We start from the raw sequence: 13397 nt of genomic DNA, 5'->3' as shown, positions 1-13397 counted from the left end.
TAACTCCTGTCTCCTCCAACTCTCCTCAGAAAAGAATTGGATTTCAGCCCGCTCCTTGAGCGGGCTTTTTTTTTGCCTGCCGCATCGGTACGGTGTGCCGGCGCTGCTCAGCGGGCGGCGCTGACCTTCACCACGGCGATCTTTTCCATGCCCACCGACACCTGCGACTGGTAAGCCTCGCTCGATCGCGCATTGGCGGCGACGGCGTAGCTGCTGAAGCCGGCGAGGATGGCGGCGGCGATGAAGATGGCTTCCATGTGCTTGAGGACGTTCATTTCTTGCTCCTGTGGGTCGGTTGAGGCGCCGGATCGGCTGTCCATGTGAGCACTATAGAAAATGGGGCCGCAGTTCTCCAGCGGGATGCGACAGACTGCGTAAAACGGCGACCAGGCGCCCGAAAATACGTGATAACCCGTATGCTGCGGCGCAGCAGGACGTGTTTGGACGCAAAAAAGCGCCGACGGGCGGCGCTGATGGGGGCAGATGATGCTGAACGCGTGGTCGGCGTAGCCGACCACCCTGGGTCAGGATACGGGGAGGTTGGCCAGCGCCACGTATTGTTCCAGGCTGACCGCTTCCGGACGCACGCCCGGATCGATGCCCGCCTCGACCAGCTGCGCTTCGGTGAACATGCCGGCCACGCAGTTGCGAATGACCTTGCGCCGCTGCGAGAAGGCCTTGGCCACCACCGCCTCCAGGCGCTTGCCGTCGCACGGCAACTGGCGCCGGGTCGGCACCATGCGCACGATGGCCGAGTCGACCTGCGGCGGCGGATCGAAGGCGGTCGGCGGCACGATGAACAGCATGGCCATGTCGTAGCGCCATTGCAGCATCACCGACAGGCGGCTGTAGGCCTTGGTGCCCGGCTCGGCCACCATGCGCTCGACCACTTCCTTTTGGAGCATGAAGTGCTGGTCCTCGACCAGATGGGCGAACTCGGCCAGGTGGAACAGCAGCGGGCTGGAAATGTTGTACGGGAGGTTGCCGACCACGCGCAGTTTTTGTCCCTCCAGCACCGGGATCGAACCGAAATCGAATTTGAGCGCGTCGCCCGAATGCACGCTGAGGCGCTCGCGCGGGTAGGCTTTTTCCAGGCGCGCCACCAGGTCGCGGTCGAGCTCGACGACGTGCATATGGTCGAGCGACTTGAGCAGCAGCGCCGTCATCGCCGCCAGGCCCGGGCCGATCTCGACCATCGTTTCACCGCGCCGCGGCGCAATGGCGTCGATGATATTGTTCAGGACATGGTCATCGGTCAGGAAGTTCTGGCCGAAGCGCTTGCGTGCGACGTGTTTCATGCTTGCTTTCTTGGTTATTCGGAAGTGGCCTGGCGGCGCGCGGCCACCATGTGCATGGCGGCGCGGATCGCCTCTTCCATGCTGCCGCAGTCGGCCAGGCCGAGGCCCTCGGCCGCCAGGTCGAGGGCGGTGCCGTGGTCGACCGAGGTGCGGATCAGGGGCAGGCCCAGGGTGACGTTGATGCCGCGCCCGAAGGTCGCGTGCTTCAGCACCGGCAAGCCCTGGTCGTGGTACATCGCCAGCACGCAATCCGCATCCTTCAGGTACTTGGGCTGGAACAGGGTGTCGGCCGGATACGGGCCGCGCGCATCGATGCCGCGGCTGCGGGCGGCCTCGAGCACCGGCGTGATGACGTCGATCTCTTCGCGGCCGAGATAGCCGTTTTCTCCGGCGTGCGGATTCAGGCCGGTGACCAGGATCACGGGCGCCGCGATGCCGAATTTGTCGCGCAGGTCGGCGTGCAGGATGTCCAGCACCTGGGTCAGGTTGTCGCGCGTGAGCGCGCCCGGCACATCCTTCAGCGGCAGGTGGGTGGTGGCCAGGGCGACGCGCAGGTAGGGCTGGTCATGTGCCGGCGCGCCGGCCAGCATCATGACCACCTTGGGCGTGCCGGTCTTCTCGGCCAGGTATTCGGTGTGTCCCGAAAACGCGATGCCGGCGTCGTTGATCGTGCTTTTTTGCAGCGGCGCGGTGACGATGGCGTCGAACCACCCACAGCCACAGCCTTCGATGGCCAGGTCCAGCGTGGCCAGCACGGCAAGACCATTCTCGGGATCGAGCCGGCCCGGCACCACGTGCGCCGCCAGCGGCACGTCGACCACCGCCAGGCGGTCGGCGCCGAAGTGCGGCAGGCCGCCGTTGCGCAAGGCCTGGGTCGACAGCGCCGACAGGCGGATAGCTGGATCGATATAGCTGGCCGTCATCGCCAGGAAGGCGGCGTCGCCGAGCAGCACGCAGTTGGCCTGCTCGCGCAGGGCCCAGGCGGCGCGGATCGCGATCTCGGGACCGATGCCGGCGGGCTCGCCGACTGTAATAGCGAGCACGGGCCTTGGGGATGCGGCCCCCCAATGCGCCAACGGGCGCCCGGGCGCCTGTGGCGCAACCATCTTGTTACTGCTCCTCGCGGAACTCGACGTAGGCGCGGTCGCGCACCTGGCGCATCCAGTCTTCCATCGCTTCCTGCATCTTGCGGTCGCGCAGCACCTGGCGCGCCACGTTACGCTCCTTCTGCTGGGTGACGTCTTCGCTCTTGCGTCCGATGACCTGGATCAGGTGGAAGCCGAACGGCGACTGGATGACGTCCGACACCTCGCCCGGCTTCAGGCCGTTCATCGCGGTCTCGAATTCCGGCACCGTGTCGCCCGGGTACAACCAGCCCAGGTCGCCGCCCTTCGAGGCCGAGCCGTCCTGCGAGTGCAGGCGCGCCAGGTCTTCGAAGGTGCCGGCATTGTTGTCCATTTTCTCTTTCAGTTCGAGCAGCTTGCGCTTGACCTCGCCCTCGGTCATGGTCGGGGTGACCTTGATCAGGATGTGGCGCGCGTGGGTCTGCTCGACCACCGACTTCTCGGTCTCGCCGCCCAGCGAGCGCTTGCCCGCCAGCTTGAGGATGTGGAAACCGACGTTGGTCTTGAGGATCGGCGTGACCTGGCCCGCTTCGAGCTTGCGCAGCTCGGTCGAGAACATCGGCGGCAGGCGGTCGGCGTCGCGCCAGCCGATCTCGCCACCCTTGAGCGCGTCGGGCGCGTCGGAATAGGTCGAGGCCATGCGCGCGAAGTCGGCGCCGGTGCGCAGCTGGCGCATCACTTCCTCGGCGCGCGCGGCGCGCGCGGCGATCTGCTCGGGCGAGGCATTCTCTGGCACGCGCACCAGGATCTGCGAGATGTCGACCTCGATGCGGTCGGCCTCGGCAGCCTTGGCGGCCGCCATATAGGTGTCGATCTCGGCCTCGGACACCTGGATCTTGCTGTCGACCTCGTGCTCGCGCAGGCGCTGCATCATGATCTCGTTGCGGATGTCTTCGCGGAACTGGGCGAACGGCATGCCCTCTTTTTCCATCTGGTTGCGCATGTCCTGCACCGACATCTTTTGGTTTTCGGCGATGCGGCCGATGGTGGCGTCCAGGGTGCGGTCGTCGACCTTGACGCCCATCTCTTTGGCCAGCTGCAGCTGGGCGCGTTCGACGATCATCGCCTCGAGCACCTGGCGCTCCATGGTGGCCGGGTCGGGCATCTGGGCGTTACGCGCCTTCATGTTCTGGCTGACCTGGGCCACGCGGCCGGCCACTTCGTTGCGGGTGATCACTTCGTCATTGACGACGACCTGGATCGAATCGATCACCTTGGCATTGGCCGATGCCGGCGGCAGGAAGCCGCCGCCGGTGGACGCCGGCGTTTCCGCCTTGGCGGCTGGCGTGGTGGCGGCCTGGGCCAGCGCCTGGCCGGCGGACAGCGCGCACAGCAGTGCTGCCGCCATCTGGAGGGACTGCAAACGGGTAGTACGCATCATCTGGAAAGCACTCATTTCAGGATAGTTCACATCAAGGACGAATTATGGACTGCTAGTCTGAACGCTTGCTTATGGACGTCCAATTCCGGTATTCAGTCGCGTATAGCCCGGGATGCTCTTGTTGAACGACTCGAGCGGATTACCCAGGCCCAGGCGCGACAAGCCATTGAGCTCGAGCTGGAAGAAGATCGGCGTCGACGTCTCTTGCGCCGCGGTCACGAAACGCTGCGCGCCCATCCGGAACACCCAGCAATCGGCCTTGTATTCGAGACCGATCAGGCTCTCGATCAGCTTGCCGCCGGTGGCCGGATTGACCTCCTGCCCCACCCCATACGAACGCAGCGCGTAGCTGACCCGGCCCACGCCATACCAGCGGCGGCCGATCGGCCACTGCGCCGACAGGTCGATATTGCGGAAGCTGTCACGCTGATAACGGTATTCGGCGTTCAACACCTTCATCGGCCCCGGACGCCACTGTACACCCACATTCGAGCTGTACAAACTGCTTCCGTTCGCATCGTATTGTACGCCGCTATCGAAGGTCCAGGACTCGGAAATGGTGCCGGCGGCGGCCAGCAGCAGGTCGGAACGGCTCTTGTGTTGTTCTTCGCCAGGGATGCGCACGCGCGGCTCTTCGAGATACAGGCGCTGGCCGAAGGCCAGGCGCAGGCGCTCGGCGCCGTCTTCCTGGATGAAGCGCGACACCAGGGCGGCCGTGACCTGGTTGGCGTCGGACACGCGGTCCAGGCCCACGTAGCGGTTCTCGGAGAACAGCTGGGCGTAGTTGAAGCCGGCGCGGCCGGTGTCGAACAGCGGCACGTCGTCCTGGTTCTCGTACGGCGTGTAGACATAGAACAGGCGCGGCTCGAGGGTCTGGGTGGCGGCGCCGCCGAACAGCGTGGTCTGGCGCTCGAACACCATGCCGCTGTCGAACGAGAAGGTCGGGATCGTGCGCGTCAGCTTGGTGTCCAGGCCGGCCCGGTCGATATGGTCCTGGATGTCGTACTTGGCCGCGTTGTACATCAGCTTGGGCGTGACGAACCAGCCCGGACGCACGATCGGATAGCTCACCTGGCCCTGCACCACGGCGCGGTTGCCGGTGACCAGGGTCGGGTGATCGAAGCGGGTCGCCTCGGCGTCGATCGACCAGTCGAAACCGGCCACGTCGTAGCGCGCGGCGCGGAAGTTAATCTGCGGCAGGCGGTCGTAGGGACGCGGCACCGTCAGGCTCGGATTGGTCGCGGCGGCCGGGTCCTGCAGCACCTGGTAGTTCTGGGCGCGCGCGGTCAGGCTCCAGAACTGGCCATAGTAATCGGTGCGCACCTCGCGCAGCAGCTGGCGCTCGGCGCTGGCGGCGACGGTGCGCGAGAAGTCGGACGGGTATTCGTCGTCCGAGGCGCCGTGCAGGTTCCAGCCGTACGACCAGTTCGGCTTGATCGACTGGCTGTGCAGCGAGTCGACGCGCCAGCGCGTGGTATTGGTCTCGCGGTCGTCCGGCAAGACCTCGACGTGGGTCTCGCCCTGGTAGGTGCTGCCCAGGTAGCGGCCGGTGGCGCCCATCTGGAAGCCGCGGTCGAACATCATGCGTGGATACAGCGTCAGGTCGCGGTTCGGGGCAATGTTGACGTAGTACGGCACCATCACCTCGGCCTTGCCCTGGGAGCCGAAGCCCACCGTGGGCGGTAGCCAGCCGGAGCGGCGCTGGCCCGACAGCGAGAACGACATCGCCGGGGTGCCGATGATCGGCACGTCCTTGAAATAGATGATGGTCTTGCCGGCGGTGCCGACGTCGCGGCCGTTGTCCAGGCGCAGGGTGCTCGACTTGAGATACCAGTCGGGATCGGGGCCTTCGCAGGTGCTGTACGTGCCGTTGCGCACCAGGGCCTGCTGCTCGCCCAGGAAGTCGATGCGGTCGGCCTGTCCCTGGCCATTGCTGTCGGCCAGGAAATAGGTCGGATTGAGCAGGTAGCCCTTGCCGGTCTCGAGGTTCAGTTGCAGCTCGTCGCCCTTGTAGCGGTCGCCGAAGCGCCACATGTTCACGTTGCCGGTGGCCGTGACTTCGTCCTCGACCCGCAGGTAGCAGGCGGTATCGGCGGTGATGCCGCTCTGGCCGCGCGTGATCTCGACGTTGCGGTTGAGGTCCAGCCGGCGGTCGGGACGGCCGCCGATCTCCTCGGCCTGGATAACGACGGGAAGTTCGTCTTCAGCTTGTGGCGCAGGGGGAACACTCTGTGCGAATGCCGGAACCGCGGTTGCGGAAACCAATGCATAGAGCGCGAGGACCTGCCGCGGTGGGAAAGGTTGGCTTGACGACCAGCTCATGGAAAATCGCAGCTCATGGAAAATCGGACGTGCACCATAAAGGGCGGTTTTTTTAGAATGAATCCCTTATTATATGGGAATTAGCTCAACCAACCGGATTCGTCAGGCCGCTTCATGTCATCTTTGTATCAAAATTCTTCCACTTCGGTCGGCGCCGCGCATGACACCGATCCGCGCCTGGCAAAGCTGAACGACTGGCTGGCCTCGACCGGCCTGGTGGAAGTCGGAAGCGGCCGTCCTGCCTCCGTCGATGCGAGCTTTCGCCGCTATTTCCGCTACGACGTCGTGCCCGCCATGCAGGACAAGCTGGGCGCGACCCTGGTCGCCATGGATGCGCCGCCGGAACGCGAAAACGTGCCGGCCTTCATTCACGTGCAGGGCCTGCTGTTCGACGCCGGCGTGACCGTGCCGGCAATTGCCGCGCGCAACGTCGAACAGGGCTTCCTGCTGCTGGGCGACCTGGGCGGCACCACCTACCTGGCGCGCCTCTCCAGCGACAACGCCGCGTTCATGTATTCGGACGCGGTCGACGCCCTGCTCAAGTTCCAGATGGCCAGCCAGCCTGGCGTGCTGCCCGAGTTCGACCGCGCCTTCATCCTGCGCGAACTGAACATCTTCCCGGAGTGGTACCTGAACCGCCACCTGGGCGTGACCCTGGACGCCAAGCAGCAGGCGCAGCTGGACAAGGTATTCGAGGCGATCGCCTCGAACGTGCTGGCGCAGCAGCAGGTGTTCATGCACCGCGATTTCCATTCGCGCAACCTGATGTTCCTCGACCAGGGCAACCCCGGCGTGCTCGATTTCCAGGACGCCGTGTACGGCCCGGTGACCTACGACCTGGCTTCGCTGCTGCGCGACGCCTATATCCAGTGGGACGAAGAGATCGTGCTGGACTGGGTGGTGCGCTACTGGCAGAGCGCCAAGGGGGCCGGCCTGCCGGTGAACCCGGACATCGACGCCTTCTACCGCGACTTCGAGTTCATGGCCATGCAGCGCCACCTGAAGATCCTCGGCATCTTCTGCCGCCTGAACTACCGCGACAACAAGTCGCACTACATGGGCGACCTGCCGACGGTGCTCGACTACGTGCGCAAGACCGCCAACCGCTACGCCGAACTCAAGCCGCTGCTGCGTCTGCTCGACGCCGTGGAAAACAAGGCGCCCCAAGTCGGCTACACCTTCTGAGGTCCAGCATGAAAGCGATGATTTTCGCCGCCGGCCGCGGCGAGCGCATGCGGCCCCTGACCGACAGCTGCCCCAAACCCTTGCTGAAAGTGCGCGGGCGGCCCCTGATCACCTGGCACGTGCTGAACCTGGTGCGCGCCGGGATCACCGACATCGTGATCAACCACTCCCATCTCGGGCACATGATCGAGGAAGAACTGGGCGACGGCAGCCGCTACGGCGCGCGCATCGTGTACTCGCACGAGCCGACGCCGCTCGAGACGGCGGGCGGCATCGTCAATGCGCTGCACCTGCTGGGCGACGAGCCGTTCCTGGCCGTGTCGGGCGACATCTATGCGCCCTACTTCGATTTCTCGCTGGCGCTCGACGCGCTCAAGGATATCGATGCGGTAGGCGTTCCCTACCCGGTCGACCGGCGCGACATCGCCTGGCTGTGGCTGACGCCGAACCCGTGGCACAACCCCGAGGGCGACTTCGCGCTCGACATGTACACGCTCAAGAACGACGGCGCCACCAAATGGAACTTCGCGGGCATCGGCGTGTACCGCGCCGAGATGTTCGACGGGCTCCGCGCCGGCGAATTCCTCAAGTTCGGCCCCCTGATGCGCAAGTTCATCGAACAGGGCCGCGTCGGCGGCGAGATCTACCAGGGCCAGTGGGTCAACGTCGGCACCGTGGGCCAGCTGGAAGAACTGAACGCGCCGCTGCGGGCGGCCAAGACGGCTTCATGATGCCGCATTGCGCTGCGCATGCGGCCCGGCGCGCGCAGCTGCTGGGCCGCATGCAGCCGGGCGCGGTCGCCGTGCTGGGCACCGCGTTGGCGGCGCCGCGCAACGGCGACAGCGACTACCCCTACCGCCACGACAGCCATTTCTATTACCTGACCGGGTTCGCCGAACCGGAAAGCTTCGTCGTGCTGGTCGCGGCCCGAGGAGAACTGCCGGCGCGCACGATCCTGTTCTGCCGCGAGAAGAATGTCGAGCGCGAGATCTGGGACGGTTTCCGCTTCGGCCCCGAAGCGGCGCGCGATGCCTTCGGCTTCGACGAGGCCTGGCCGATCGACGAACTCGACGCGCGCATGGCCGACGTGCTGGCCGATGCGCCGGCGCTGTACTACGCGCTGGGCCACGGCGCCGAACTCGACGCCCGAGTGGCCGGCTGGCTCAGGGCGGTGCGCGCACGCGGCCGCAGCGGCGTCGCCGCGCCGCAGACGATGCACTACCTGCTGGGCATGCTGGACGAGATGCGGCTCGTGAAGGACGAGCACGAAATCGCCCTGATGGCGCGCGCCGGCGCGATCTCGGGAGAGGCCCATGCGCGCGCGATGCGCGCCACCCGGCCCGGCATGTTCGAATACGAGATCGAGGCCGAGCTGCTGCACGAGTTCCGCCGCAACGGGGCGCAATTCCCGGCCTATCCCTCGATCGTCGCCTCCGGCCCGCAAGCCTGCGTGCTGCACTACAACGCCAACGACCGGCGTGTCGAAGACGGCGACCTGGTGCTGATCGACGCCGGCTGCGAGTTGGACGGCTACGCCAGCGACATCACGCGCACGTATCCGGCCAATGGCCGCTTCAGCGACGCCCAGCGCACCCTGTACGAACTGGTGCTGCGCGCCCAGGCCGCGGCGCTCGCGGCCATCCATCCAGGCCGGCCGTACAGCGCGATCCACGATGCGGCGGTGCGGGTGCTCACCGAAGGCATGCTCGACCTCGGCCTGCTCGACCGGAACAAGGTGGGCACGCTCGACGAGGCGATCGCCACGCGCGCCTACACGCAGTTCTATATGCACGGCACCGGCCACTGGCTGGGCATGGACGTGCACGACGTCGGCGCCTACCGCGACGTCACCTTGCCCGACAAGCCGTCGCGTCCCCTGCTGCCGGGAATGGCGCTGACGGTGGAGCCGGGCATCTATGTGCGGCCCGGCGAGGGCGTGCCGGAACGATTCTGGAACATCGGCATCCGGATCGAGGACGACGTGGTCGTGACCGACGCCGGCTGCCACATCCTGAGCGCCGACGCGCCGAAGGAAGTGGCGGATATTGAAGCTTTGATGCGGAAGCACTGATGCGGGAAACACGATGACGGAACAAACTCTGGATTTCGACGTGGCGATCTGCGGCGCCGGCCCGGTGGGCCTGGCGCTGGCCGCCTTCCTGGCGCGGCGCGGGGTGCCGGGTGCGCGCATCGCCCTGGTCGACGGCAAGTCGCTGGGCCAGGCGATCTCGGACCCGCGTTCGATCGCGCTGTCCTGGGGCAGCGTGCAACTGCTGGACGAAGTTGGCGCCTGGCCGCTGCCGGCCACGGCGATCCACCAGATCCACGTCTCGCGCCGTGGCCAGCTGGGCCGCAGCCTGATGGACCGGCGCGACCACGACGTCGAGGCGCTGGGCTACGTCACGCGCTACGGCGCCGTGGTCGACGCCCTGGCGCGGCGCGGCGAGGCGGCCGGCGTCGTCATGCTGCGTCCGGCGCGCGTGCAGGCGCTGGACGAAACCGCCGACGGTGCGCTGCTGGCGCTGGACGACGGCCGCACGGTGCGCGCCCAGGTGGCGGTCCAGGCCGAAGGCGGCATCTTCGGCCAGCAAGACGGTCGCGCCAGGAGCCGCGACTACGAACAGAGCGCCGTGATCGCGCGCGTGACCAGCGACGCGCCGATCGCGCACCGCGCTTTCGAGCGTTTCACCGACGAAGGCCCGCTGGCGCTGCTGCCGGAAGACGGTCCCGATGGCCACCAGTATGCGCTGGTGTGGTGCGTGCGTCCCGAGCGCGCCGGCACGATTCTCGACCTGGACGACACCCGATTCCTGCAACAACTTGGCGACGCCTTCGGCACGCGCCTTGGCACGTTCACGAAAGTCTCCTCGCGCGTCGCCTTCCCCCTCGGCCTGAACGCCGAAGCGCGCGCCACGGCGCGCACGGTCGCCATCGGCAATGCCGCGCAAACCCTGCACCCGGTCGCCGGGCAGGGCCTGAACCTGGGCCTGCGCGACGCCGCCGTCCTGGCGCGCCAGCTGGCGCGCGACGCCAGCCCGGCCGCGATCGAACGCTTCCAGGAAGAGCGCGCGCAAGACCGCAAGCTGACGATCGGCCTGACCGACACCATGGCCCGCGCCTTCACCGGCAGCAAGCCGCTGCAACCACTGCTGGGCCTGGGCCTGGCGGCGCTCGACCTGGCCAGGCCCGCGCGCATGCTCCTGGCCGACCTGATGATGTTCGGCCGCCGCTAACCGCTCCTGTCGGGTGGATGCGCGGCCCTGCCGCCGGCTGGCGGCAGGGCGCCGGGAGCGGCTTCGCTCCCGGTTCAAAAATTCCTGGTCAGAATTCCTGTGCGGTCGGTCGCAGCACGATTTCATTGATGTCGACGTCGGCCGGCTGCTCGATCGCGAAGGCGATCGCCCGCGCCACCGAAGCGGCCGGAATCGCTTGCCGGTAGAAGTCGAGCACGGTCTGGGTCGCGCCGCCCGTGGTGCTGTGCTTGAGATCGCTTTCCACGGCGCCGGGCTCGATCGAGGTGACGCGGACCTTGCTTCCGACTTCGTGGCGCAGACCTTCCGAGATGGCCCGGACCGCGAACTTGGTGCCCGAGTAGACCGTGCCGCCCGGCGAGAACACCTTGACCCCGGCGACCGAACTCAGATTGATGATGTGTCCGCTTTGCTGGGCCAGGAAGCGCGGCAGGGCCGCGGCGATCCCGTACAGGACGCCCTTGATGTTCACGTCGATCATGGCGTCCCATTCGTCGGTATTGACCTCGGCCATCGGACGAATCGGCATCAGGCCGGCGTTGTTGATCAGGACGTCGATCCGGCCGAAGTCGACGACCACGGCGGCCACGACCGCCTCCACCTGCTTCTTGTCGGTGACGTCGAGGACATAGCCCCTGGCCTCGCCGCCGGCGGCGGCGATCTCGGCGACGACGCCGTCGATCTTGTCCTTGCGGCGGGCCGCGACGGCGACCCGGGCGCCGCGTTCGGCGAGCAGGCGCGCAGCCTCCGCGCCGATGCCGGTGCCGCCGCCGGTGATCAAGACTACTTTGCCTTCGATTTGCTGGTTCATGTGCTGATTCATGCTGGTTCTCCTTGGTTGATGGTTTGCGCATGGCGCGGGTAATCGGTAAAGCCGGCCTCGCCGCCGCCGTACATGGTGGCGGCGTTGAGCGGATTGAGCGGCCAGCCCTGGGCGATGCGCTCGGGCAGGTCCGGGTTGGCGATGAAGGGGCGACCGAAAGCGATCAGGTCGGCCAGGCCGGCCTCGACCAGGCGCGCGCCCTTCTCGGCGGTATAGCGGCCGGCGTACAGGATCTTGCCGCTGAAGGCGGCGCGCACTGCTTGCCGGAACGAGAGCGGCAGGTCGGGCGCCCCGTCCCAGTCGGCCTCGGCGATCGACAGGTAGCCGACGCCGGCGCGTTCGAGCACCGCGATCGCTTCCAGATAGGTCTGGTGCGGATCGTCCTCGACCAGGCCGATGTAGACGCGTTCTTCGTCGGTGCCGGAAAACAGCGGCGCGAAGCGCACCCCGAGCCGGTCGGGTCCGACCACCTCGCCCACCGCCTGCACGATCTCGCGCAGGAAGCGCAGGCGGTTCTGCAGCGAGCCGCCGTATTCGTCGCTGCGGTGGTTAGAGTGGGCCGAGATGAATTGGTTGACCAGGTAGCCGTTGGCGGCATGGATCTCGACGCCGTCGAAGCCGGCGGCCAGCGCGTTGCGCGCCGCCTGGGCGTACAGGGCGACCAGCTCGCCGATCTCGGTCACGCTCAGCGCGCGCGGCACCGATGGCTCCACCAGCTCGCCGGCGCCGGGGCCGGTCTCGATGAAGACCTTGACCCCGGCGGCCCGGATGGCGGACGGCGCCACCGGCGCGCCGCCGTCGGGTTGCAGCGCGGCGTGCGAGACCCGGCCGACGTGCCACAGCTGGGCGAAGATGATGCCGCCCTCGGCATGCACGGCCTCGGTCACCTTGCGCCAGCCGGCGATGTGCGCGGCGTCATGGATACCCGGCGTCCAGGCGTAGCCCTTGCCGCGCGGCTCGATCTGCGTGCCTTCGGTGATGATCAGTCCGGCGCTGGCGCGCTGGCGGTAATAGCTCGCCATCAGGTCGTTGGCGACGTCGCCCGGCTGGGTGGAGCGCTGGCGGGTCAGGGGCGGCAGCACGATGCGGTTCTTCAGCGTATGGCGCCCGAGGGGCGCCGGCGTGAACAAGGATGGATGATGGGACATGGAGGAGTCTTTCGGTTCGGTGGCGGGCACAATCGGCTCGGCCTGGGTTACGGTCAGTTTATTCATGGGCTTGCTCCTGCAATTTATGGAGTAGACCAGTCGTCTAATCCTGGCGCCCAAAAAAGACGCTTCGCTGGAAGCGTCCGGTGCGACCCGCCTTCAGCGGGCCAGGCGCAGCAGGCGTTGTGTTGTTTCCATCGCGGCATCGAATGGCGATGCATCGCGCACGATCTTGACCATGACGCTGGCGCCGAGCCAGAGCTGGTACAGGGTTGCCGCCAACTGCGCGGGATCTGCCTGCGCCGCGAGCGAGCCATCGGCTGCGCCGCCTTCGATCGCCTGGGCCAGGCGGGTCACGATGCCGTCGGTACCTTGCTTGAGGGTCAGGCGCATCGGTTCCGACAGGTCCGCGACTTCCGCGCCCAGCTTGACTGCAAGGCACTTGCCCTGGCAATCGTAAAACGACTGGTTGGCGCGCCAGGACTCGAAGTACGCGACCAGGCGCTCCGCCATGGTCTTGTCGGCCTGCTGGAACATGCGGTCCATGTCGGCCAGGTAATCCTCGAAATACTTTGCCAGCAGCGCTTCGCCGAAGGCGTCCTTCGACCCGAAGTAATGATAGAAGGATCCCTTCGGCACACCCGCCGTGGCCAGGATCTCGTTCAAGCCGACCGCCGAGAAACCCTTGCCGGCCATGACGCGCTGCCCGACCGCGACAATATTGTCCCGGACGTCGGAAGAGTCATGTGTCGTTGTCTTGGCCATGACGTCACTATAGATCGAATTAGACCAGTCGTCTAGAACTTTCTCACATTATTTTTGTGGCCGGCGCCAGCACCGAGGGCGGGAATGGATGATCGGATCA

At 66.6% G+C, this 13397-nt stretch carries 12 protein-coding genes; 4 read left to right on the top strand and 8 right to left on the bottom strand.

What is annotated here, in order from left to right; genetic code table 11:
* Positions 1-107: 107 nt before the first annotated feature.
* The 5 genes from ABIB42_RS12890 to ABIB42_RS12870 form a co-directional block, all read right to left on the bottom strand.
* Positions 108-275: a hypothetical protein gene (locus tag ABIB42_RS12890; protein WP_005664814.1), complete on the bottom strand. Its 168-nt coding sequence runs from the start codon at positions 273-275 to the stop codon at positions 108-110.
* Between the two features lie 249 nt (positions 276-524).
* Positions 525-1298, bottom strand: a complete 774-nt coding sequence (gene rsmA / locus ABIB42_RS12885) for a 16S rRNA (adenine(1518)-N(6)/adenine(1519)-N(6))-dimethyltransferase RsmA (protein ID WP_005664813.1) — start codon at positions 1296-1298, stop codon at positions 525-527.
* 14 nt (positions 1299-1312) lie between these two features.
* Positions 1313-2404 (bottom strand): 4-hydroxythreonine-4-phosphate dehydrogenase PdxA, encoded by a 1092-nt coding sequence (gene pdxA, locus ABIB42_RS12880; protein ID WP_005664811.1) that lies wholly within the window; start codon positions 2402-2404, stop codon positions 1313-1315.
* Between the two features lie 4 nt (positions 2405-2408).
* A complete protein-coding gene (locus ABIB42_RS12875; RefSeq protein WP_219861595.1) occupies positions 2409-3803 on the bottom strand; it encodes a peptidylprolyl isomerase in 1395 nt (464 codons plus the stop codon).
* Positions 3804-3872: 69 nt separating this feature from the next.
* Positions 3873-6125 (bottom strand): LPS-assembly protein LptD, encoded by a 2253-nt coding sequence (locus ABIB42_RS12870; protein WP_005664807.1) that lies wholly within the window; start codon positions 6123-6125, stop codon positions 3873-3875.
* Positions 6126-6239: 114 nt separating this feature from the next.
* On the opposite strand from ABIB42_RS12870, the gene ABIB42_RS12865 reads away from it, so the two are divergent.
* Genes ABIB42_RS12865 through ABIB42_RS12850 form a run of 4 tightly spaced genes read left to right on the top strand, consistent with a single transcriptional unit; the run spans position 6240 to position 10543 of the window.
* Positions 6240-7310: an aminoglycoside phosphotransferase family protein gene (locus tag ABIB42_RS12865; protein ID WP_429248428.1), complete on the top strand. Its 1071-nt coding sequence runs from the start codon at positions 6240-6242 to the stop codon at positions 7308-7310.
* 8 nt (positions 7311-7318) lie between these two features.
* Entirely contained in the window at positions 7319-8041 is a 723-nt protein-coding gene (gene murU, locus ABIB42_RS12860) for an N-acetylmuramate alpha-1-phosphate uridylyltransferase MurU (RefSeq protein ID WP_429205724.1), read from the top strand.
* Positions 8038-9381 carry an aminopeptidase P N-terminal domain-containing protein gene (locus ABIB42_RS12855; RefSeq protein WP_429248427.1) on the top strand — a complete coding sequence of 448 codons (1344 nt, stop codon included), beginning with the start codon at positions 8038-8040 and terminating at the stop codon, positions 9379-9381. The genes murU and ABIB42_RS12855 overlap by 4 nt, the downstream gene beginning before the upstream one ends.
* A gap of 13 nt (positions 9382-9394) precedes the next feature.
* A complete protein-coding gene (locus ABIB42_RS12850) occupies positions 9395-10543 on the top strand; it encodes an FAD-dependent monooxygenase (protein ID WP_429248426.1) in 1149 nt (382 codons plus the stop codon).
* Between the two features lie 88 nt (positions 10544-10631).
* Here the strand turns inward: ABIB42_RS12850 and ABIB42_RS12845 are convergent, their stop codons facing one another.
* From ABIB42_RS12845 to ABIB42_RS12835, 3 genes are all read right to left on the bottom strand, one after another.
* Positions 10632-11384, bottom strand: a complete 753-nt coding sequence (locus tag ABIB42_RS12845; RefSeq protein ID WP_005664795.1) for an SDR family oxidoreductase — start codon at positions 11382-11384, stop codon at positions 10632-10634.
* Positions 11381-12532, bottom strand: coding sequence for an alkene reductase (locus tag ABIB42_RS12840; RefSeq protein WP_040775779.1), 1152 nt, complete (start codon positions 12530-12532; stop codon positions 11381-11383). Before ABIB42_RS12840 ends, ABIB42_RS12845 begins: the two co-directional genes overlap by 4 nt.
* A 159-nt stretch (positions 12533-12691) precedes the next feature.
* The gene (locus tag ABIB42_RS12835; protein WP_005664791.1) at positions 12692-13297 is read right to left on the bottom strand and encodes a TetR/AcrR family transcriptional regulator; all 606 of its coding nucleotides are present in this window, start codon (positions 13295-13297) and stop codon (positions 12692-12694) included.
* Positions 13298-13397: the final 100 nt, after the last annotated feature.

The organism is Massilia sp. UYP32, assembly GCF_050434365.1.
Lineage (GTDB): Bacteria > Pseudomonadota > Gammaproteobacteria > Burkholderiales > Burkholderiaceae_D > Telluria > Telluria timonae.
Note: the sequence above shows the minus strand (reverse complement) of the source record. Positions and strands in the feature narration are given on the sequence as shown.

Excerpts from the sequence above, each read along its gene's own strand:
- ABIB42_RS12890 (WP_005664814.1), bottom strand. The coding sequence starts at position 275 with ATGAACGTCCTCAAGCACATGGAAGCCATCTTCATCGCCGCCGCCATC.
- rsmA (WP_005664813.1), bottom strand. The coding sequence starts at position 1,298 with ATGAAACACGTCGCACGCAAGCGCTTCGGCCAGAACTTCCTGACCGAT.
- pdxA (WP_005664811.1), bottom strand. The coding sequence starts at position 2,404 with ATGGTTGCGCCACAGGCGCCCGGGCGCCCGTTGGCGCATTGGGGGGCC.
- ABIB42_RS12875 (WP_219861595.1), bottom strand. The coding sequence starts at position 3,803 with ATGATGCGTACTACCCGTTTGCAGTCCCTCCAGATGGCGGCAGCACTG.
- ABIB42_RS12870 (WP_005664807.1), bottom strand. The coding sequence starts at position 6,125 with ATGAGCTGGTCGTCAAGCCAACCTTTCCCACCGCGGCAGGTCCTCGCG.
- ABIB42_RS12865 (WP_429248428.1), top strand. The coding sequence starts at position 6,240 with ATGTCATCTTTGTATCAAAATTCTTCCACTTCGGTCGGCGCCGCGCAT.
- murU (WP_429205724.1), top strand. The coding sequence starts at position 7,319 with ATGAAAGCGATGATTTTCGCCGCCGGCCGCGGCGAGCGCATGCGGCCC.
- ABIB42_RS12855 (WP_429248427.1), top strand. The coding sequence starts at position 8,038 with ATGATGCCGCATTGCGCTGCGCATGCGGCCCGGCGCGCGCAGCTGCTG.
- ABIB42_RS12850 (WP_429248426.1), top strand. The coding sequence starts at position 9,395 with ATGACGGAACAAACTCTGGATTTCGACGTGGCGATCTGCGGCGCCGGC.
- ABIB42_RS12845 (WP_005664795.1), bottom strand. The coding sequence starts at position 11,384 with ATGAATCAGCACATGAACCAGCAAATCGAAGGCAAAGTAGTCTTGATC.
- ABIB42_RS12840 (WP_040775779.1), bottom strand. The coding sequence starts at position 12,532 with ATGTCCCATCATCCATCCTTGTTCACGCCGGCGCCCCTCGGGCGCCAT.
- ABIB42_RS12835 (WP_005664791.1), bottom strand. The coding sequence starts at position 13,297 with ATGGCCAAGACAACGACACATGACTCTTCCGACGTCCGGGACAATATT.